The following is a 19,559-nucleotide window of genomic DNA, read 5'->3' on the forward strand; positions in this document are numbered from 1 at the left end:
TTAATTCGTGGATTTGGTTATTTGTTTAACCGATTAACCGAATGAACAAATAATCGAATCAAAAAAATATGTCAAAAATACTAATCATAGAGGATGAAGCCGCAATTCGAAGAGTGCTTACAAAAATACTCTCCGAAGAGAATGATACCTATCAAGTTGAAGAAGCCGAAGATGGCGTTGCAGGTTTTGAAAAAATAAAAAATAGCGATTACGATTTGGTTTTGTGCGACATCAAAATGCCCAGAATGGATGGTGTTGAAGTATTAGAAGCGGTCAAAAAAATCAAACCTGAAATTCCGATGGTTATGATTTCTGGTCATGGCGATATGGAAACGGCAATTAATACCATGCGTTTGGGAGCGTTTGATTACATCTCAAAACCACCCGATTTAAACCGATTGTTGAATACGGTTCGCAATGCTTTAGATAAAAAACAACTCGTAGTTGAGAATAAAATCTTAAAGAAAAAAGTCAGTAAAAACTACGAAATGATTGGCGAAAGTGAAGCCATCAATCATATCAAAGTGATGATTGAGAAAGTAGCTCAAACCGAAGCTAGAGTTTTAATCACGGGTCCCAACGGAACCGGAAAAGAACTGGTTGCGCATCAACTACACGAAAAGAGTGAGCGCGCTAATTTCCCTTTAATCGAAGTAAACTGTGCTGCAATTCCATCAGAATTGATAGAAAGTGAATTATTCGGTCACGTAAAAGGAGCATTTACTTCGGCTGTCAAAGATCGCGCAGGAAAATTTGAAGCGGCGGATAAAGGAACTATTTTCCTGGATGAAATTGGGGATATGAGTCTTTCGGCGCAAGCAAAAGTATTGCGTGCTTTACAGGAAAGTATGATTACCAGAGTGGGAGCGGACAAAGACATCAAAGTCGATGTTCGTGTGGTTGCAGCTACCAATAAAGATTTGAAAGTTGAAATTGCCGAAGGGCGTTTCCGAGAAGATTTATACCATCGTTTGGCAGTGATTTTGATAAAAGTTCCAGCTTTGAATGAAAGACGAGATGATATCCCGATGTTGATTTCTCATTTTGCGGATAAGATTGCTTCGGAGCAAGGGAATGCAGTCAAAAAATTCTCGTCAGCAGCGATTAATTTGTTGCAAGAGTACGATTGGACAGGAAATATTCGTGAATTACGAAATGTGGTAGAGCGCTTGATTATCCTTGGCGGAAGCGAAATTTCCGAAAATGATGTGACATTATTTGCGTCTAAATAAAATTAATTTAATGATTGAATAATTTAAAAATTAGTGGGGTAATCTTTTAATTTTTGAATATTTAAATCTTTCAATATAAAATAAATGAAACTAAAAAAAATAAACGAAGAGTTACAAAAAGCCTTAATTGAAAACGGTTTGACTGAAGCAAATGCGATGCAAAAAGAAACATTTTCGACACTTAAAAGTGGTTCGGATTGTATTATTATTGCACCAAAAGGAAGCGGGAAATCAACAACAATTGTGCTAAATGTAATTCAGAGATTGGCAGGCGCAACCGAAGAATCACCAAGGGCTTTGATTATTGTTGAAGACAAAGCGAAAGTATTGGAAATGGAATCGCTTTTTGAAAAATATGGAAAGAATTCTAATTTGGAAGTTTATGGTGTTCACGATAAAGGCGACATGGAATACGATAAAAATTATATTTCTAGCGGAATTGATGTTTTGATTGGAACGCCAAATAAGTTAAGTGAAATGTTTACAACGGCTGGATTTAACGTAAACCGATTGAAAATGTTTATTCTTGATGATGCAGATCCAATTTTGAAATTGCGTCATGAAACAAAAATCATGCGTATTTCGAATAGTATTGTAAGAACCCAACGTATTATTTTTTCGGAACAATTCACGGAACGTATTGAAATCCTTGCAGAGAAAATGTTAGAGGAGCCTTACGAATTCGATTTTGATGGAGAAGATGAAGACGAAGAAGATTTTGACGAGGAAGAAAACTTGGAGGTAGATGCAGAAGAGGATTTTGAGGAGGAGGAATTAGAAGGCGATGAAGAAAACGGTACAAAATAATTAAATAAAGAGTGAAATGGGATTAATGAAAGTGTTTTCGGGAAGTGAAATTTTAGCTTTAGCGTTACAAGAGAGAATTGAAGCGATTGGTGTAGATGTAGTAGTGAAAAATAATATACAATCGGCTCGATTGGGAGGATTTGGAAATTCAGATTTAGCGGTTGAATTGTTTGTTCAGGAAACTGAGTTTGCAAAAGTAAATTCTGTTATTGAAGAATTCAGAATGAGTATTTAATTCATTCACAATATAAGAAATAATAATGAAATATAAAATGTTGGTTTTAGACTTGGATGACACTTTGTTAACCGATGACCATACCATTTCAGTAGAGAATGCAGCAATGTTGTTTAAGGCCCAGGAATTAGGAGTTTATGTTATTCTGGCTTCTGGAAGACCAACGCCAGCAATGATTGCTTACGCCAAAGAATTACAATTGGATAATTCGTATATGATATCGTATAATGGAGCTGTTATTACTGATTTAAAAGAAGATAAAGTCATTTTTGAGCAAACGTTAACTCAAGGGCAAATCCATGAATTGTATGATTACAGTTTAAAAAGTAAGACACACATTATTACTTACGTTAATGGGAAAATTGTAAGTGAAACGGATTCTGAATATATTGAAATCGAAAAAAATATTACGGGTTTAGAACACAATAAAGTGGTAAGTTTTAAAGAAGAAGTTCAGTCTTCAGCTGTCAAATGTATTTTGTTAGAAGAGCCAACTTACTTAAAAGAAGTAGAAAAAGACTTGAAAGCCGCAATGCCGCATCTAAGTGTGAGTATGTCAAAGCCATTTTTTCTTGAAGTAGCGCAAAATGGAATTGATAAAGGAGCCAGTATCAAATTTTTAGCCGAGAAACTAAATATTCTTCAAAGTGAGATTATTGCTGTAGGAAATGCAGGAAATGATTTAACCATGATTGAATATGCCGGATTGGGCGTTTGGGTTAATAATGTAGATCCTGAATTGAGAGATAAAGGAGATGTTATTGTAGCTTCTAATAATAATCATGGCGTGGCTGAGGTGGTGAGACGATTTATCTTGAATTAAATCTTAAATCAAAAAATAATAATTTATCATCCGATACTTAGTCTCTCAAAAGATTCTGAGTGTCGGATTTAGTTTTTAATAAAATTGTTGTCGTCTAAAAATTAATAGATTTTAGTTCGTAAATTTGCACACTCAATTTTTTGACAACGATTTCATTAATTGAGTTATAATATGGAAAATAGAAAAAAAGTAGCCTTTTATACCTTAGGCTGTAAACTAAACTTCTCAGAGACTTCTACGATTGCCCGTAACTTACAAGACGAAGGATTTGACCGTGTAGATTTTGAGGAAGTCGCTGATATGTATGTGATTAATACGTGTTCAGTTACTGAAAATGCTGATAAGCAGTTCAAACAAGTCGTGCGTCAAGCAATGAAATTGAATGATAAAGCATTTGTCGCGGCAGTGGGTTGTTATGCGCAATTGAAACCGGAAGAATTAGCGAGTGTAGATGGAGTGGATTTAGTTCTTGGTGCAACTGAAAAATTCAAATTGGCAGATTATATCAATGATTTGTCGAAAAATGATTTTGGCGAAGTGCATTCCTGCGAAATTGCCGAAGCTGATTTTTATGTTGGAAGTTATTCGATTGGAGACAGAACCCGTGCTTTCTTGAAAGTTCAGGACGGTTGCGATTATAAATGTACGTATTGCACCATTCCGTTAGCAAGAGGAATTTCGAGAAGTGATGAACTGGAAAATGTATTGAAAAACGCTTCAGAAATTTCAAAACAAAATATCAAGGAAATTGTTCTTACCGGAGTGAATATTGGGGATTACGGAAAAGGAGAATTTGGAAATAAAAAACACGAGCATACTTTTTTAGAATTGGTTCAGGAATTAGACAAAGTAGAAGGAATCGAAAGACTGCGAATTTCGTCTATTGAACCAAATTTATTGAAAAATGAAACGATTGAATTTGTATCAAAAAGTAGAACTTTTGTTCCGCATTTTCACATTCCGCTACAATCGGGAAGCAATGATATTCTAAAATTGATGAAACGCCGTTACCAACGCGAAGTATATACGGAACGCGTAAATAAAATCCGGGAAGTAATGCCACACGCTTGTATTGGCGTAGATGTAATTGTAGGTTTTCCGGGTGAAACAGACGAACATTTTTTAGAGACCTACCATTTCTTGAATGAAATGAATATTTCGTATTTACACGTATTCACGTATTCGGAACGAGATAATACTGAAGCAGCTTCAATGGAAGACGTTGTTCCTGCTAACGTTCGCGCCAAACGCAGTAAAATGTTACGAGGTTTGTCAGTTAAAAAACGCCGTGCTTTTTACGAAAGTCAATTGGGAAGTAATAGAACTGTTTTGTTCGAAAGTGAAAACAAAGAAGGTTATATTCACGGGTTTACCGAAAACTATGTGAAAGTAAAAACACCTTGGAATCCAGAATTAGTGAATACTTTACATGACATTAATTTGACGAAAATTGATGAAGATGGAAGTGTACGAATGGATTTTGTTACGAGTATGTTTTAGTTTTTAAACATATAAGTCATATACGCAAAAGATTAAAAAACCATTAAGGGATTAAGTTCATTAAGTTTTACGCTTAATTTTCTTAATCTCTTAATGGTTTTTATTGTACCTATCGACATTTGACTTTAAGACTTTTGACTTTCGACTACTTTTAAGGGTTCGTAGACCAAATACTACTGTTTTTGATAAATACGCGTCGGTTTAGTTTTAGTTGGGCGATGATTAATTCGGACATATCTTCTGCTTGCATTACGGTTTCTGGATTACCGTCTGTCAATTTTAATTCTTTGGCCATGTCGGTTGCAACAGTACTCGGCGTTAATGCCGTTACACGAATATTATGCTTTCGAACTTCTTGCATCAACGATTCCGTTAATCCTAAAACGGCAAATTTAGAAGCGCTATAGGCACTAGTTAAAGCATTCCCACTTAATCCTGCAGTGGAAGAAATATTGATGATATCACCTGTTTGTCTTTCGATCATATTTGGCAAAACGGCACGGGTTACATAATACGTTCCCATAAGGTTTACCTGAATGATGCGTTCCCAATCTGTTGGCTCTAATTCTAAGAATTTTCCAAAAGCTGCTATTCCGGCATTGTTGATTAAAATATCAATGGTTCCAAATTCAGCCAAGGCTTTCTCAACGGCAGCGTTTACCGAATTGATATCAGCAACATCGGCAGTGATGGCAAGCGCTTTTACTCGCAAAGAACGCGCTTTTATGGCAACACTTTCTATTTCATCTTTCGTTCGCGCCACTAAAATTACATTTACACCTTCTTTAGCTAATGCCAAAGTGATTGCTTTTCCAATTCCTTTTCCTGCGCCGGTGATTAGGGCATTTTTATTTTTTAAATCTGTCATTTTATAAATTATTTGATGCCAATAAAAGGCAGGTTTATTGTAAAAGTAGTATGTTTTACTTTTGCAATCTATTTTGATTTTCTATTTAATTTAAATTTAACGTTCTGTTATTTGGACTGAAATGACTATTATTTCTTGTCTAAAGTCAATTTGTAAATATATGTTTCTAAAACTTCTGTGTCCTTATCTTCACACAGCAGAAACTCAATTTTTTCTTTTGAATTTGTGTATAAAGTCAATCCTTCGAATTTATGGGTGCTACTGATTTTTTGGGTAAAATCGATTTTCATTGTTTTCAGGTTGATTCTCCCAATAAGACTTCCTAAAACTTCGCCGTCATCATATGTAGATTCGGTATCTTCGGCTGTGGCCAAAAAATAAATGCTGTTGTCGACTAAAATAGCATCGGTAAAACTACTGCGTACTCCTCTTATTTTTGGCAGTTTGTAGGCGTTAGAAAGTATATTGAAATCGTTAGTCAGGTTTTTTCCTTCTATGGTGAAAAGAACATTTTTATTAGAACTTCCGTTGCCACGATTCAACAAAAACCAACTTTCGCCATTATAGATAGCACCTTCAAGGTTGAAGTCTTCGGGTTTTATGTCTCCGAAATTTTGCATGATTGCATACAAATCGCTGAGATCATTCGTGGCGATTACCTTTTTATCGCTGGAGTTAACTTGTATCATTTTGGTCCTTTTCTCGGTGGAACCGGAACCAAAAACGTACAAACTATCTCCAAAATGAGTTATGGCTTCAAAATCAGCTTTGTCTTTTTTGAGTGTGTTTTCTGTTGGATTTTCCAGTAAAGGATGGCGTTTTAAATCATGGGAATCCATATGGTATTCATAAAGAAAACCGCTGTTGTCACCAATAATCAGTAAGGAATTGTCTTTGTAAATAAGTCCTGAGGCGGAACCAATGCCAATGATTTGGAATAATAGTTCGAGTGTGAATTTTTCCATTGTATTTGTTTTGAAAGCGATTCTTTAGCCCTGATGGCCGCGGTATCCTTTTCCTTCGGCCTCTTTTGGCGGAGGAAAAGATTCAAGCGTACAGCAGGAAAAAGCTCCTAATAATTTGGTATATTTGAGAGGTAAAGATAAATTATTTCCTATGAAGTCTATAAATCCCGATGATTTTAAAGTTATTGACAAAATAAGTTTGTCACAATTGCCTACCAATCTTAATATTGAGGCAAGCGATGAAAAAAAAGAAGATAAGTTAAAAAATGTTTCCAAAAAATTAAGCCAACTGCAAGATGTCATGTATGCTCACAATCGCTATGGCGTTTTAATTTGTTTGCAAGGCATGGACACCTCTGGAAAGGATAGTCTGATTCGGGAAGTTTTTAAGGAATTCAATTCTCGAGGAGTTGTGGTACATAGTTTTAAAACACCCAATTCAAGTGAGTTAGAACACGATTACTTGTGGAGGCATTATTTGGTTTTGCCAGAAAAAGGGAAGTTTGCGGTATTTAACAGAACGCATTATGAAAATGTCTTGGTCACCAGAGTGCATCCTGAATATATTATGAATGAAAATTTGCCGGGTATTGAAACCGTTGACGATGTTACACCTCAATTTTGGGAAAATAGAATGCAACAAATTAATAATTTTGAAAAGCATATTACGCAAAATGGAACCATTATTTTAAAGTTCTTTTTGCATTTGAGTAAAGAGGAGCAAAGGCAGCGTTTGTTGCGCCGACTGGAAGAAAAAGAACACAACTGGAAATTTTCGGTAGGCGATTTAAAAGAAAGGGATCGTTGGGATGATTATATGCGTTATTATGAAGAGGCAATTAACAATACAAGTTCAGAATATGCGCCATGGTATGTTGTTCCTGCTGATGATAAGGAAATGGCACGCTATATTGTAGCTAAGATTATTTGGGAAGAAATGCAAAAACATACCGATATTCAGGAACCTGAGATGGACGATACGATCAAGGCGAATATGGAAATGTATAAAGAGATGTTGAAAAAAGAGAATTAAGTTAATGGATTTTCTTACGAAGGTTACTTGAAGTTTATCATTGTATTACGGTACTGTTAGCATGTAAAATTATTGTTTTTCGCATGTTTAAAATAGAGCCAACTCTTGGCTTTTTGTTAATATTCAATTCATTTAGAGTTTAAATTCACGGCATTACTTTGTTTAAAATTTAAACAAGCAACTAAGATGAAAAGAATTATTTTACCAATGTTATTTTTAGTATCCTTAATCTCATGCGAGAATGATGCTAAATCTTCTAGTGAAACAACGAGTGTTGTTTTAGCGAATCAATCTGTGACTCCAGTGTTATTGAAAAAACAAGCTGGCTTTGAAAGCTTAGAACTTTTCTCACTGATAGCCTCTGATGATGTTTTGGCAGGAAGTCCAAATTTTGTTTTTGGAGGTTCTGCAGATGGATCAGGATTATTGAGAAATGTTGATGGTACTTTTACTTTTTTGGTGAATCATGAAGACAATTTTGCGGTATCAAGGGTAACTTTGGACAAAACATTCAAACCTACCAAAGGAGAATATTTATTGAATTCTAATGGTGGAACTTGGAGGTTATGTGGTGCTACAATGGCAACAGTTGCTGAAAATGGTTTTGGTCCATTGTATTTGACTTGTGGAGAATCTGGTGAAGAATCGCGCACTCATGCCATAAATCCTTTTGGAGATGTTGCATCTGCTTCGGTTTCTAAAGAATTACCTGCTTTAGGAAGAATAAGTGCTGAAAATGCTTTGCCATTGAAAGCGTCTGCATTTTCTGGAAAAACGGTAGTTGTAATTGGAGATGATGATTCAGGAACGTATGGCGGTCAAGTATTTATGTATGTTTCAAACACTGTAGGTGATTTAACGAATGGTTCTTTATACATGATGAAAAGAACGGATGACAATCAGAGAGAGAAAGATATGGTTGTTAATCAATCGTACGGTGTTTCTTTTGTGAAAATTGACAACCACACTACAATGACAGGAGCGGCTATAAATGCCTCTGTAAATACATTGAAAGGAATCAAATTTGGAAGAGTAGAGGACTTAGATTATAAAAAAGGTTCAGATGCTGGAGCAAGAGAAATTTATTTTAATGTTACAGGACAAAATACAACAGGAAACAATGCCGATGCTTCAAGAACGAAATATGGTAGAGTTTACAAATTGAATTTGGATGCAAATAATCCTTTGGTTGGTACCCTCGAAGTAATTCTGGATGGAGATGACCGTACCGGAATTGCAGGGAAATTCCAAAATCCAGATAACATCTGTGTGACAAAAAACTACGTTTATGTTCAGGAAGATGCCAATGGATATGGTGATGAAACACATGACGCTTACATCTATCAATACAACATGGCGACAAAACAGTTAAAAGTGGTTGTGGAGTTAGACCACCGTCGTACTGCTACAGATGCTACTAAATATAATGTAGGTGGATCAAGTAAATTAGGGGATTGGGAATATGGAGCTATGATTGATGTTTCAGAACAATTAGGGATTGATGATACTTTCTTATTGAGTGTTCAGCCTCATACTTGGAGAGGTACAAAATATAAAGGAGTAGATGGTGGAACGAACCGTCCAAATGAAGATCAGGCAAGCCAAATTGTTTTAATCAAAGGATTAGCACGATAATAAACACAATCAAATAGTTACAAATATCCACGGTTTTATGGTACGAACCGTGGTTTTTGTTTTTTACGATTTTTTAAAGTTACTCGCATTTATCATGAAAAACAGTTTCATTTTATTGGTTCTAATTGTATTGATTTCTTGCCAAAATGCTATTCCTAAGCATGAAACGGTAAATAATATATTCAAATCAGATATTCTAAAAGTCATAAATGAGGTTTCTAAACTGGAAGGTTTAATTGAGTCAAATTCCTCAACAGTTGAGCTTCAGCGTCAATTTCTAAATGCACACAGCAGTTACAAACAAGTGGAAACGATTAGTGAGTATTATTTTCCCGCTGTCTCTAAAGCTATAAATGGTCCAGCCTTGTCAGAATTTGAAGAAAATGATGGAAAGACTTTGCCTCCCGAAGGATTTCAAGTGATTGAAGAATTTATTTTCCCAACATATAATTCAAAGTCAAAAGCGGAGTTGCTGAAAGAAATGGGTATTCTATCGGCTAACTTAAAGCGTTTGGACAAAGTATCACAGACAAATGAATTTACAGATTCACACGTTTTTGATGCAATGCGTTTGGAAGTTTTTAGAATCATAACCTTGGGAATAACCGGATTTGATTCCCCGATTGCTCAAAAATCTATTCCAGAAGCTGCAGAAGCATTGGAAAGCATCGAGAAATACTATAAAATCTATGCAGATTACTCAGCCGATGAAACTTTTCAAAAGGTTTTAAAAATAATTAAAAAAGGCAAGGAATACTTAAAAACAAATACCAACTTTAATGCATTTGACCGTGCTTTTTTTATTCGAGAAATCGCCAATCCATTAAGTATTGGTTTGTATAAAACGCAAGTCAGTTTGAATATTCCTTTTATAAAAGAAACAATAGGGCTGAAAACAACTGCACAGACACTTTTTGATAAAAACGCTTTTGATGCCGAAGCTTTCTCCGCATTTCCAGATTATGAAACAACACCTGAAAAAATAGAATTAGGAAAATTATTGTTTAATGATCCTGTTTTGTCAGGAGATAATTCTCGTTCTTGTGCTTCCTGTCACCATTCAGATAAAGCATTTACGGATGGTCTCGAGAAATCCGTTTCATTAAATGGTAGATCTTTAGTAAAAAGAAATACGCCTACACTTACTAACATTGCATTTCAGCGTGCTTTTTTCTCAGATTCTAGAGTTAATTATCTGGAAGATCAGGCTGTAGCGGTAATTATAAATGAAAATGAAATGCATGGTTCCTTTGCAAAATCAGTGGTAGCTTTAAAAAAACAACCTAGTTATGTTGCTAAGTTCCAAAAGGCATTTCCTAAAACAGCAATAGATGAATTTGGAATAAAGAACGCATTGGCATCCTATATAAGATCATTGAGTACTTATGATTCAAAGTTTGATGGGTTTATGAGAGGAGAGAAAAAGTTTGATTTGGATGAAATTGCAGGATTTAATTTATTCACTGGAAAGGCAAAATGTGCTACCTGTCATTTTATTCCATTAACAAACGGGACTGTCCCTCCAAGTTTTATAAAATCAGAAAGTGAAGTGCTTGGTGTTCCTAATAAATATAAAAAATTAGATGCTGATTTGGGGAAATTTGAATTAACGAAAGCCGAAATTCATCGTAATTCTTTTAAAACACCTACCATAAGAAATGTTGAATTAACGGCGCCTTACATGCACAATGGCGTTTTTAAAACACTGGAAGAAGTGATTGATTTTTACAATGACGGCGGTGGGAACGGATTGGGATTTAATTTGCAAAACCAAACGTTACCCGAGGACAAACTGAATCTTACCGACTTAGAAAAGAAACAGCTTATAGCTTTTATGAAAACTTTGACAGATAAAAAGTACTCCCGATAGGAAACAAAAAATGCGCTGAAATTCAGCGCATTTTTTTAACTAACTCAATATTTTTTTACAGTTGAAAACCATAAGCTAAACGTACACCAACTTGTCCAACTCCTCTACCAAGAGAACCGTTACTGTTTAAACGATCAAAATGATTGTAGTGTGTATAGTTCAAAGAAATATCTATGTATTTCGTAGCATAACCTATACTTGGAGATAACAATAAAGAAGTATCGTCTCTTGTGTTTTCTACATTACTTGTTGCAAATGCTGCACCAGCTTCTCCCATAACGTAGAATTGGTCATTCCAAATAAAAGCTTTGAAACCTGCTTTAGCTGGAATAATTCCTAAATCTTTTCCTTCTGTTTGACCAGCAAATCCATCAGCTTTGCTTACAAATAAATTAGTGTAACCTGTAGTCAACGTCAAAGAGTATCTTTTTGATAAATCATATTGTCCTCTTACATCGGCACCAAGTGATAATTTATAAGGGTCGTTAGTTGAATATCCTCCATTTAAACCAACACCTAAACGGAATCCCTGATCGTAATTTGTAGCTGTAGTTGTTTCTTGTGCTTGTACATTGTTAGCAAACATCATTGCTACTGCGAATACAAATAACATTTTGATTTTTCCTGTCGTTTTCATAATTGTAATATTTATTTATTATTTTATTGTTGCTAGTTGGATTTAATTACCCGTTGACAACAGTGCAAAAGTATACTGCTTGCAAGCGTAGTTTGTTATAGAATTGTTTGGTTTTGTTATAGAATTACTTGTTTTGTTCAAAAAGGGCATAACTACATAGTGTATTATTATCAATTGTATTGAAAGAATTGAAACCTTCTAATTATCTTTGCTTTCAAAAAAAACAAGAAGTGAATTTATCACAATACTTTAAAGAGTTTTCATATAATATTAAATTGGCATATCCAGTAATTCTAGGTATGTTAGGGCATACTTTGATTGGGATAGTCGATAATTTTATGGTCGGGAAACTGGGGTCTACAGAGTTAGCTGCGGTTTCTTTGGGAAACAGCTTTATATTCATTGCCTTATCATTAGGGATAGGGTTTTCTACGGCAATTACACCATTAGTTGCTGAGGCTGATGCTGAAAATGATGTGTCAAAAATTCGAACCACGTTTCATCACGGTTTGCTTTTATGTACGGTTTTAGGAGTTGCATTATTTATTTTGACCGTGTTGTCTAAACAAATTATGTATTTGATGCACCAACCCAAAGAAGTCGCTGACATGGCAGCACCATATATTGATTGGGTTGCTTTTTCTTTGATTCCAGTGATTATGTATCAAGGGTACAAGCAATTTGCAGATGGTCTAGCCAAAACGAAATACTCTATGTACACTATTTTTATGGCTAATGTGGTGCATGTTTTTTTTAATTACGTGCTTATATATGGAGTTTGGATATTTCCAAAATTAGGCATCTTGGGAGCCGCTCTAGGAACGGTTTTGTCCAGAATAATGATGGTGGTTTTTATGCATTATTTGATGAAAAGAAATGCCGACTTGAAAAAATATTTTAAGAATTTTAGTTTTAAAGAAATCCGAAAGTCAATTTTGAAAAAAATCATCAATCTTGGTTTACCCTCAGCGATGCAAATGTTGTTTGAAGTAACGTTGTTCACCGCGGCAATTTGGCTCTCCGGTTCTTTGGGTAAAAACAGTCAAGCGGCCAATCAGATTGCACTTATTCTGGCATCGTCTACTTTTATGGTTGCCATGGGATTGAGTGTTACTGCAATGATTCGAGTGAGTCATACTAAAGGTATAAACGATTATAAAAAACTGATCGTTGTAGCACGTTCTATATTTTTGTTGGCTATTATTTTAGAAACCTTTTTCGCTATTGTGTTTGTTGTTTTACATAACTTCTTACCCCATTTATTCTTGAATATGAATGATGCTTCTCAGGTGCTGGACAATTCCGAAATCATTGCTATTACATCAAAATTATTATTGATTGCTGCCATATTCCAAATTTCTGATGGTATTCAAGTCGTTGTTTTAGGCGCATTACGCGGTTTGCAAGATGTAAAAATTCCCATGTACATTACCTTTGTGGCGTATTGGGTCATCGGCTTTCCTATTTCCTATTATTTAGGCAAGTATACGGAGCTCAAGGCTGTTGGAATCTGGATCGGACTCTTGGCAGGATTAACAGCAGCAGCTATTTTTTTATACATTCGCTTTGCGAGACTTACAAAAAAGTTAGTTTTACAAAATCATAAAGAATAAAATTTTTCGTACGCTGTAACTTCTCATTCGTATTTCCGTATAACAAGAATAATAATCTAACCAATAAAAAAATGATACTATTAATTATTCTTGGAATAATCTTTTTGATTTTAAGTTTCACCTTAAAAAACAACCTAAATTCTTTCTCTAAATTCTCTGGTAGTCTTAAAATCATCGGAGTGCTTCTGATCATTTTAGGTATTTTTTCGTCTATGTTCAAACAAATTGATGCTGGGAAAGTCGGAGTAAAGTCCCTTTATGGTAGCGTTCAAAGCGATGTTTTGCAAAGCGGACTCAGTTTGATAAATCCGCTTATGGATGTGACAGAATTTGATATTCAAACCCAAAATTACACCATGTCTGCGGTTCATAATGAAGGCGCTCAATCAGGTGATGATGCCATTCGTGTATTGTCTAATGATGGACTTGAAGTCGTTATCGACCTTACTGTTTTATTTAGAGTATCGCCAGAAGCTACTCCAAAAATTCTGAAAGAAATTGGCGTGAACTACAGTGATAAAATTGTTCGTCCCGTTACTCGAACCCGTATTCGTGACAATGCTGTTTATTATGATGCAGTAGCTTTGTATTCTACTAAAAGGAATGAATTTCAGCAGCGTATATTTAAAACAATTGAAGCCGATTTTAAATCAAGAGGTTTGGTTTTAGAGCAATTATTGATTCGCAATATTAACCTTCCAGCATCAGTAAAAGCTTCTATCGAAAGTAAAATAAATGCCGAGCAAGATGCCCAAAAAATGACATTTGTGCTGCAGAAAGAAAAACAAGAAGCAGAGCGTAAGCGAGTAGAAGCACAAGGTATTGCTGATTACCAGCGTATTATTTCAACAGGATTATCAGATAAGCAATTGCAATACGAGCAAATAAAAGCGCAGAAAGAACTAGCCGCATCAACTAATACCAAGATTATTTTTATGAATGGCAGCCGAAACACACCTATAATTCTTTCGGATAAATAGTTCTTTCAAAATTTAAATAACTCAATATCAAATCAACAAAACAATACTAAAATGGAATTACCAAAATTTTTACTAGGAGACAATACAGATTTCCCCGAAGATATATTCATCATACACCTTGATTACCCAAGATTTATCATCAATTTGAAAGACGATGAAGTAGAGTTTATAGAAGAAGCAGAGGATCTTGACGAAGCCGAATTAAATGCAGAAATGGAAGGATTAATCGTTCTTGCAAATGAGTTTTATGACAGGGAAATGGAACGATACGAAAAAGAGTAATTATTTTTTAAAATATTTTTCTAATAATATTTGAGCGGCTGCAAAAGGTGAGATTTCATCATTTTGCACCGCTTTTTTATTGGTTTCAAGTAGCTTTTGAATTTCTGGATGTTGGTAGAAATTGTTTTTTAATCGCTCGTTGATCGTTTCTAACATCCAATATTGGTTTTGTTCTTTGCGTTTTTCAAAGAAATAATTGTTGACTTTTGTCAGTTCCAAGAATTTTTGAATAGTTTCCCACACGGCACTAATACCTTCATTAGTAATTGCGCTGCAAGCAGCAGTAGTAGGTGTCCAACCTGATTTTTTGGCAGGGAACAGATGTAACGCTCTATTAAATTCCAGTTTGGCTAGATTCGCTCTTTTAATATTGTCACCATCCGCTTTGTTAATGACAATAGCATCTGCCATTTCCATGATTCCGCGCTTTATTCCTTGCAATTCATCACCCGCACCAGATATTTTTAATAAAAGGAAAAAATCAACCATGCTGTGAACGGCAGTTTCACTTTGGCCTACACCTACAGTTTCAATGATAATAGTGTCAAAGCCAGCTGCTTCACAAAGCGTTATGGTTTCTCGAGTTTTTCGAGCCACACCTCCTAATGTTTCCCCCGAAGCCGAAGGACGGATAAACGCATTTTTATCCTTTACGAGTTCTTCCATTCTGGTTTTATCCCCAAGAATACTGCCGTGACTGATCGTACTGCTGGGATCTACAGCGAGTACCGCCACTTTTTTGCCTAGACTAGTTAAATAGGTTCCAAAAGCTTCAATAAAAGTACTTTTACCCACGCCTGGAACGCCTGTAATTCCTATACGCACCGATTGATTGGCGTGTGGCAAACACGCATTGATAACTTCATTGGCTTTCGCCAAATGACCGCTATTGGTACTTTCCACTAAAGTAATGGAGCGACTCAAGGCTGTAATGTTTTCGTCTAAAATGCCAGCAACAAGATCTTTTGCCGAAGGTTGTATTTTTCTAAAACGTTGAATGGTACCAATGGCTGAAGCACTGATAATTTCAGGAGCAGCAATACCGGGTTTTTCTTGTAAGGCGCTAGGATTAGGTTTTTTATTTGGCAAAACTATTTTTTAGAATAGTAAAAATAATAAAAACTATTTTGAATAGACCGTCATTCTCTTAAAATGTCATTTCATTTTGATGGTTCCTCTTTCGTCGTTTATTTTTACAAATTTTATTTTTTTGAATTCATTTTATTTACCATTAGTCAATATCTTTGATGTATTATGACCAACTTTATCCTAATTTTTGTTTTTTTATTGCTAGGCATTTTATTGAAACATGTAAAATGGTTTCCCACTCACGCCTATACTGTATTAAACAAGATTGTTATTTACGTCTGCCTTCCTGCTTTGGCTTTGTATTACATTCCTAAAATTAATTGGAGCCCGGAATTACTCTATCCTATTGGTGTAGCTTGGATTGGCTTTATAGTGTCGTATTTGTTTTTTAGTGTCTTAGGAAAGCGGTTGAGATGGTCTAAAAAATTGATTGGTTGCTTAATTCTGACCGCTGGTTTAGGAAATACTTCTTTTTTGGGTTTTCCAATTATTGAAGCGCTGTATGGCGAAGAAGGTTTAAAAACAGCCATTTTAGTAGACCAACCGGGCTCTTTTGTGGTGCTGTCTACTTTAGGAATATTGGTGGCGACCATTTATTCTAGCGGGAATCCCAATGGCTTTCAAATTGCCAAAAAGATTTTTCTTTTTCCACCGTTTATCACTTTTATAATTGCTTGCGTGATGAATATTCTGAATTTTGAATTTCTGGATTTTCTACAAGTGGTCTTCAAAACAACAGGTAGTTTTGTAACGCCTTTAGCTTTGCTATCCGTAGGTTTACAGTTGCGTTTCGATCGAAAAAGTCAGCACTGGCACTTTTTGGGATTAGGTCTTTTATATAAACTAATACTGACGCCCGCACTGATTTACGTGTTGTATGTTGTAATTTTGCAGCAGCATTCTAAAGTGATCCAAGTGGCGGTACTAGAATCGGCAATGGCTCCTATGATTACCGCTTGTATTTTGGCTTCCACACACGGATTGAAACCACGGTTGAGTAGCATGATGATTGGTTTTGGAATCCCATTGTCGTTTGTTACATTGTTGTTTTGGTATTTTTTGGTTCAGTTTATTTGAATGTTTTAATGCGAGTCTGGTTCGCAAATCACTTACCTACTTTATTACACTATGAATTCAACTGTTCAAACATCCTCAAACACTCATACTAGTCCTATTGCGCAACAAACCATTTATTCGATATTATTTTCGATTGCTTTTGCTCATTTATTAAACGATTTGCTGCAAGCAGTTATTCCTGCTTCCTATCCCATTTTAAAGCAAAATTTTAATTTAAATTTTACCCAAATAGGTTTAATCACCCTAGCGTATCAGCTGGCAGCTTCGATCTTGCAACCGCTAGTGGGATTGTACACTGATAAAAGGCCCAAACCTTTTTCTCAAATTTTCGGAATGTTGTTTACTTTAGCTGGAATTGTTAGTTTATCCCATGCTTCTAGTTTTGGAATGATAATCGCAGCAGTAATTTTGGTTGGCATTGGTTCCTCTATTTTTCATCCAGAAGCGTCGCGAATTTCTTTTTTGGCTTCAGGCGGAAAACGGGGTTTAGCACAGTCTATCTTTCAATTGGGAGGGAATGTCGGGACAGCAATTGGTCCTTTGTTAGTGGCGCTTATAGTAGTGCCAAACACACAATTTTATATCATTTGGTTTGCCATTGTTGCGTTAATCGGATTGCTAGTTTTAAGCCGAATTGCACTTTGGTATCAAAGCCATTTGAATTTAAGAATTACTAAAAAAGCGGTGATTGATTTGCCCAATCTATCTCAAAAAACGATTGTAATATCGGTGGTGATTTTAATGATTTTAATATTTTCGAAGTTCTTTTACATGGCGAGTATGTCGAGTTACTTCACCTTTTATTTGATTGAAAAATTTGGATTATCGGTGCAAGATGCCCAATTTCATTTGGTTTTGTTTTTAGTTTCTTGCGCTATCGGAACTTTAATTGGTGGGCCGCTTGGCGATAAGTTTGGGAGAAAATATGTGATATGGTTTTCTGTTTTAGGAGCTGCACCATTTACATTATTATTGCCGTATATGGATTTGTTTTGGACAGGAGTATTATCAGTGGTGATAGGAATAATTATTTCATCTGCATTTCCAGCAATTTTAGTTTATGCACAAGAATTATTGCCTAAAAAACTCGGAATGGTTTCTGGTCTTTTTTATGGCTTTGCTTTCGGAATGGGTGGTTTAGGTTCGGCTTTATTAGGAAATCTTGCGGATCATACCAGTATTACTTATGTCTATATTCTTTGTGCTTTTTTACCTTTGATTGGGATCATTGCTTTCTTTTTGCCGAATTTAAAAAAGAAATAGAACTTCTTTACAGCAATTTATTTTTGTCTGAATAGTTTTTTTTTGATTCTGACATTATTTTTTATTGGTAATCAATAAACCCACAATAATAATTCCCATACTGATAACTTGAGTTATTACAATGGCTTGATTTAGAAAAATATATGCTAAAACGCCACTAAAAACGGGAATCAGATAATAAATCATGGCCGTTTTTGAAGTGCCAATAAATCGAATCGCTTCGTTCCAGAAATAAAACGAAATTAAGGAGGCGCAAATTCCAACATAACTTACAACTAAGATTGTTTTGATGTCAAAATATACTTTTTTAAAGTACAGATTTTCAATAAAATAAAACGGAAACAATAATATGGTTCCAATTACAAAAACACTGAAAAGAAAGACTTTTGGCGACAATTCATCTGGCTTTTTACGGACTAAAATGGTATAATATGCAAAAAATAAACAAGCCAAAAGCATCAAAACATCTCCAATCGCAAAATTGATTTGTAACAGAGCTTGAAACGATCCTTTCGAAATGAGTACCAAAACTCCCGTAATGATTATTGCAATTCCTGTAATTTTAATGTTAGAAACTTTTTCTTTAAAAATAATTCGAGACAAAACTACAATGAATAAAGGAATGGAAATCGCTATCAATGATAAGTTGACCGCACTTGTTGTTTTACCTGCAAAATAAATGAGCGTATTAAACACGGTGATGCCCATTACAGCTGTAAGTGCAAGGTATGCAAAATGATTCCGTATAATTTTGAAATCATTGATAGTACTTTTTAAAGCAAATGGCGCCAACACAATGCAAGCAACGGTCCAGCGCCAAAAAGCCAAACCAACAGGAGGAATGTGGCCTTTTATGCCGCTTGCAACGACCATATTTCCAGACCAAAGCAAGGTGGCTAATAAAGCAAATAGAATTCCTTTGGTCGCATTATTCATTACAGGAAACTGTTAATTTTGGCATATTGCAATAGAATAATAGTCTTAGCATCCTGCATTTGGCCAGATTCAATCATAGCATAGGCTTCATCAAGTGGCATTTCTATTACCTCAATTTTTTCTTCCTCGTGTGCTACGCCACCTCCTTCACTCACTCGCATCGATTCATCGTACTCGCCTACAAATAAATATAAAATTTCGGTTACTGCGCCAGGTGACATATAGGTTTCCATTACTTTAGTAACGTTTGTAATGCGGTAGCCAGTTTCTTCTTCGGTTTCCCGAATGATGCATTGCTCTGGATTGTCTTGGTCTAAAAGTCCGGCACAAACTTCCAGCGTCATGCCAGTTGAATTCCCATTTAAATATGTAGGTAAACGAAATTGTCGGGTCAAAATGACGGTTTTTTGTTGTTTATTATACAATAAAATTGCTGCACCATTGCCTCGGTCGTATACTTCTCTTTTTTGGGTAATCCAAGAGTCGTCTTTTTTTTGATAGTCAAAGGTAACTTTGTTTAAAACATAATGGTTATCAGACAGTACTTCAGTGTTCTTGATTATGATTTTTGGATCAGTCATAAGGTTCAATATAGATTTGTCTTGTCCTGAATAACCGATACAGATTATTAGATAAAAATATTTAATTAAACACTTGCAAAAACGTTTTTGCAAGTGTTTTTTGTTTTATATGTCCTCATTTTAATTTGACTTT

Annotated in this window: 19 protein-coding genes; 13 read left to right on the forward strand and 6 right to left on the reverse strand. The window is 35.2% G+C overall.

Annotated elements, in window-relative coordinates; genetic code table 11:
* Positions 1 to 68 precede the first annotated feature (68 nt).
* From ACNQGO_RS11120 to mtaB, 5 genes are all read left to right on the forward strand, one after another.
* Positions 69 to 1,232, forward strand: a complete 1,164-nt coding sequence (locus ACNQGO_RS11120; protein ID WP_417985285.1) for a sigma-54-dependent transcriptional regulator — start codon at positions 69 to 71, stop codon at positions 1,230 to 1,232.
* A gap of 84 nt (positions 1,233 to 1,316) precedes the next feature.
* The gene (locus ACNQGO_RS11125; RefSeq protein WP_417948230.1) at positions 1,317 to 2,039 is read left to right on the forward strand and encodes a DEAD/DEAH box helicase; all 723 of its coding nucleotides are present in this window, start codon (positions 1,317 to 1,319) and stop codon (positions 2,037 to 2,039) included.
* Between the two features lie 16 nt (positions 2,040 to 2,055).
* Positions 2,056 to 2,274, forward strand: coding sequence for a putative signal transducing protein (locus tag ACNQGO_RS11130; protein ID WP_417948231.1), 219 nt, complete (start codon positions 2,056 to 2,058; stop codon positions 2,272 to 2,274).
* 25 nt (positions 2,275 to 2,299) lie between these two features.
* On the forward strand, positions 2,300 to 3,097 hold the full coding sequence (locus ACNQGO_RS11135) for a Cof-type HAD-IIB family hydrolase (protein ID WP_417985286.1): 798 nt from the start codon (positions 2,300 to 2,302) through the stop codon (positions 3,095 to 3,097).
* Positions 3,098 to 3,268: 171 nt separating this feature from the next.
* Positions 3,269 to 4,597, forward strand: coding sequence for a tRNA (N(6)-L-threonylcarbamoyladenosine(37)-C(2))-methylthiotransferase MtaB (gene mtaB, locus ACNQGO_RS11140; RefSeq protein WP_417945187.1), 1,329 nt, complete (start codon positions 3,269 to 3,271; stop codon positions 4,595 to 4,597).
* Between the two features lie 151 nt (positions 4,598 to 4,748).
* Here the strand turns inward: mtaB and ACNQGO_RS11145 are convergent, their stop codons facing one another.
* Both ACNQGO_RS11145 and ACNQGO_RS11150 read right to left on the reverse strand, forming a co-directional pair.
* Positions 4,749 to 5,465 (reverse strand): 3-ketoacyl-ACP reductase, encoded by a 717-nt coding sequence (locus ACNQGO_RS11145; protein WP_417985287.1) that lies wholly within the window; start codon positions 5,463 to 5,465, stop codon positions 4,749 to 4,751.
* Positions 5,466 to 5,593: 128 nt separating this feature from the next.
* Positions 5,594 to 6,430 (reverse strand): DUF6929 family protein, encoded by an 837-nt coding sequence (locus ACNQGO_RS11150; RefSeq protein WP_417985288.1) that lies wholly within the window; start codon positions 6,428 to 6,430, stop codon positions 5,594 to 5,596.
* 151 nt (positions 6,431 to 6,581) lie between these two features.
* On the opposite strand from ACNQGO_RS11150, the gene ACNQGO_RS11155 reads away from it, so the two are divergent.
* The 3 genes from ACNQGO_RS11155 (at position 6,582) to ACNQGO_RS11165 (ending at position 10,968) form a co-directional block, all read left to right on the forward strand.
* Positions 6,582 to 7,463 (forward strand): PPK2 family polyphosphate kinase, encoded by an 882-nt coding sequence (locus ACNQGO_RS11155; RefSeq protein WP_417985289.1) that lies wholly within the window; start codon positions 6,582 to 6,584, stop codon positions 7,461 to 7,463.
* Positions 7,464 to 7,649: 186 nt separating this feature from the next.
* A complete protein-coding gene (locus tag ACNQGO_RS11160; RefSeq protein WP_417969301.1) occupies positions 7,650 to 9,098 on the forward strand; it encodes a PhoX family protein in 1,449 nt (482 codons plus the stop codon).
* Between the two features lie 94 nt (positions 9,099 to 9,192).
* Positions 9,193 to 10,968: a cytochrome-c peroxidase gene (locus tag ACNQGO_RS11165; RefSeq protein ID WP_417985290.1), complete on the forward strand. Its 1,776-nt coding sequence runs from the start codon at positions 9,193 to 9,195 to the stop codon at positions 10,966 to 10,968.
* 55 nt (positions 10,969 to 11,023) lie between these two features.
* Here the strand turns inward: ACNQGO_RS11165 and ACNQGO_RS11170 are convergent, their stop codons facing one another.
* On the reverse strand, positions 11,024 to 11,605 hold the full coding sequence (locus tag ACNQGO_RS11170; RefSeq protein WP_417976689.1) for a hypothetical protein: 582 nt from the start codon (positions 11,603 to 11,605) through the stop codon (positions 11,024 to 11,026).
* A gap of 230 nt (positions 11,606 to 11,835) precedes the next feature.
* On the opposite strand from ACNQGO_RS11170, the gene ACNQGO_RS11175 reads away from it, so the two are divergent.
* From ACNQGO_RS11175 to ACNQGO_RS11185, 3 genes are all read left to right on the forward strand, one after another.
* The gene (locus tag ACNQGO_RS11175; protein WP_417985291.1) at positions 11,836 to 13,218 is read left to right on the forward strand and encodes an MATE family efflux transporter; all 1,383 of its coding nucleotides are present in this window, start codon (positions 11,836 to 11,838) and stop codon (positions 13,216 to 13,218) included.
* A gap of 71 nt (positions 13,219 to 13,289) precedes the next feature.
* Positions 13,290 to 14,198 (forward strand): prohibitin family protein, encoded by a 909-nt coding sequence (locus tag ACNQGO_RS11180; RefSeq protein ID WP_417985292.1) that lies wholly within the window; start codon positions 13,290 to 13,292, stop codon positions 14,196 to 14,198.
* Positions 14,199 to 14,249: 51 nt separating this feature from the next.
* Positions 14,250 to 14,480 (forward strand): hypothetical protein, encoded by a 231-nt coding sequence (locus ACNQGO_RS11185; protein WP_091164535.1) that lies wholly within the window; start codon positions 14,250 to 14,252, stop codon positions 14,478 to 14,480.
* Here ACNQGO_RS11185 and meaB read toward each other — a convergent pair whose 3' ends face one another.
* Entirely contained in the window at positions 14,481 to 15,569 is a 1,089-nt protein-coding gene (gene meaB / locus ACNQGO_RS11190; protein WP_417985293.1) for a methylmalonyl Co-A mutase-associated GTPase MeaB, read from the reverse strand.
* A gap of 165 nt (positions 15,570 to 15,734) precedes the next feature.
* Here meaB and ACNQGO_RS11195 point away from each other — a divergent pair, with 165 nt between their 5' ends.
* Together ACNQGO_RS11195 and ACNQGO_RS11200 are read left to right on the forward strand one after the other, a co-directional pair.
* Entirely contained in the window at positions 15,735 to 16,646 is a 912-nt protein-coding gene (locus tag ACNQGO_RS11195; RefSeq protein ID WP_417985294.1) for an AEC family transporter, read from the forward strand.
* Between the two features lie 51 nt (positions 16,647 to 16,697).
* Positions 16,698 to 17,909 (forward strand): MFS transporter, encoded by a 1,212-nt coding sequence (locus tag ACNQGO_RS11200; protein ID WP_417985295.1) that lies wholly within the window; start codon positions 16,698 to 16,700, stop codon positions 17,907 to 17,909.
* 54 nt (positions 17,910 to 17,963) lie between these two features.
* On the opposite strand, the gene ACNQGO_RS11205 is transcribed toward ACNQGO_RS11200, so the two are convergent.
* Together ACNQGO_RS11205 and nudK are read right to left on the reverse strand one after the other, a co-directional pair.
* Positions 17,964 to 18,845, reverse strand: a complete 882-nt coding sequence (locus ACNQGO_RS11205; RefSeq protein ID WP_417946180.1) for a DMT family transporter — start codon at positions 18,843 to 18,845, stop codon at positions 17,964 to 17,966.
* Positions 18,845 to 19,426 (reverse strand): GDP-mannose pyrophosphatase NudK, encoded by a 582-nt coding sequence (gene nudK / locus ACNQGO_RS11210; protein ID WP_417985296.1) that lies wholly within the window; start codon positions 19,424 to 19,426, stop codon positions 18,845 to 18,847. The genes ACNQGO_RS11205 and nudK overlap by 1 nt, the downstream gene beginning before the upstream one ends.
* Positions 19,427 to 19,559: the final 133 nt, after the last annotated feature.

The sequence above is a fragment of the Flavobacterium frigidum genome, assembly GCF_048286735.1.
Taxonomy (GTDB): Bacteria; Bacteroidota; Bacteroidia; order Flavobacteriales; family Flavobacteriaceae; genus Flavobacterium.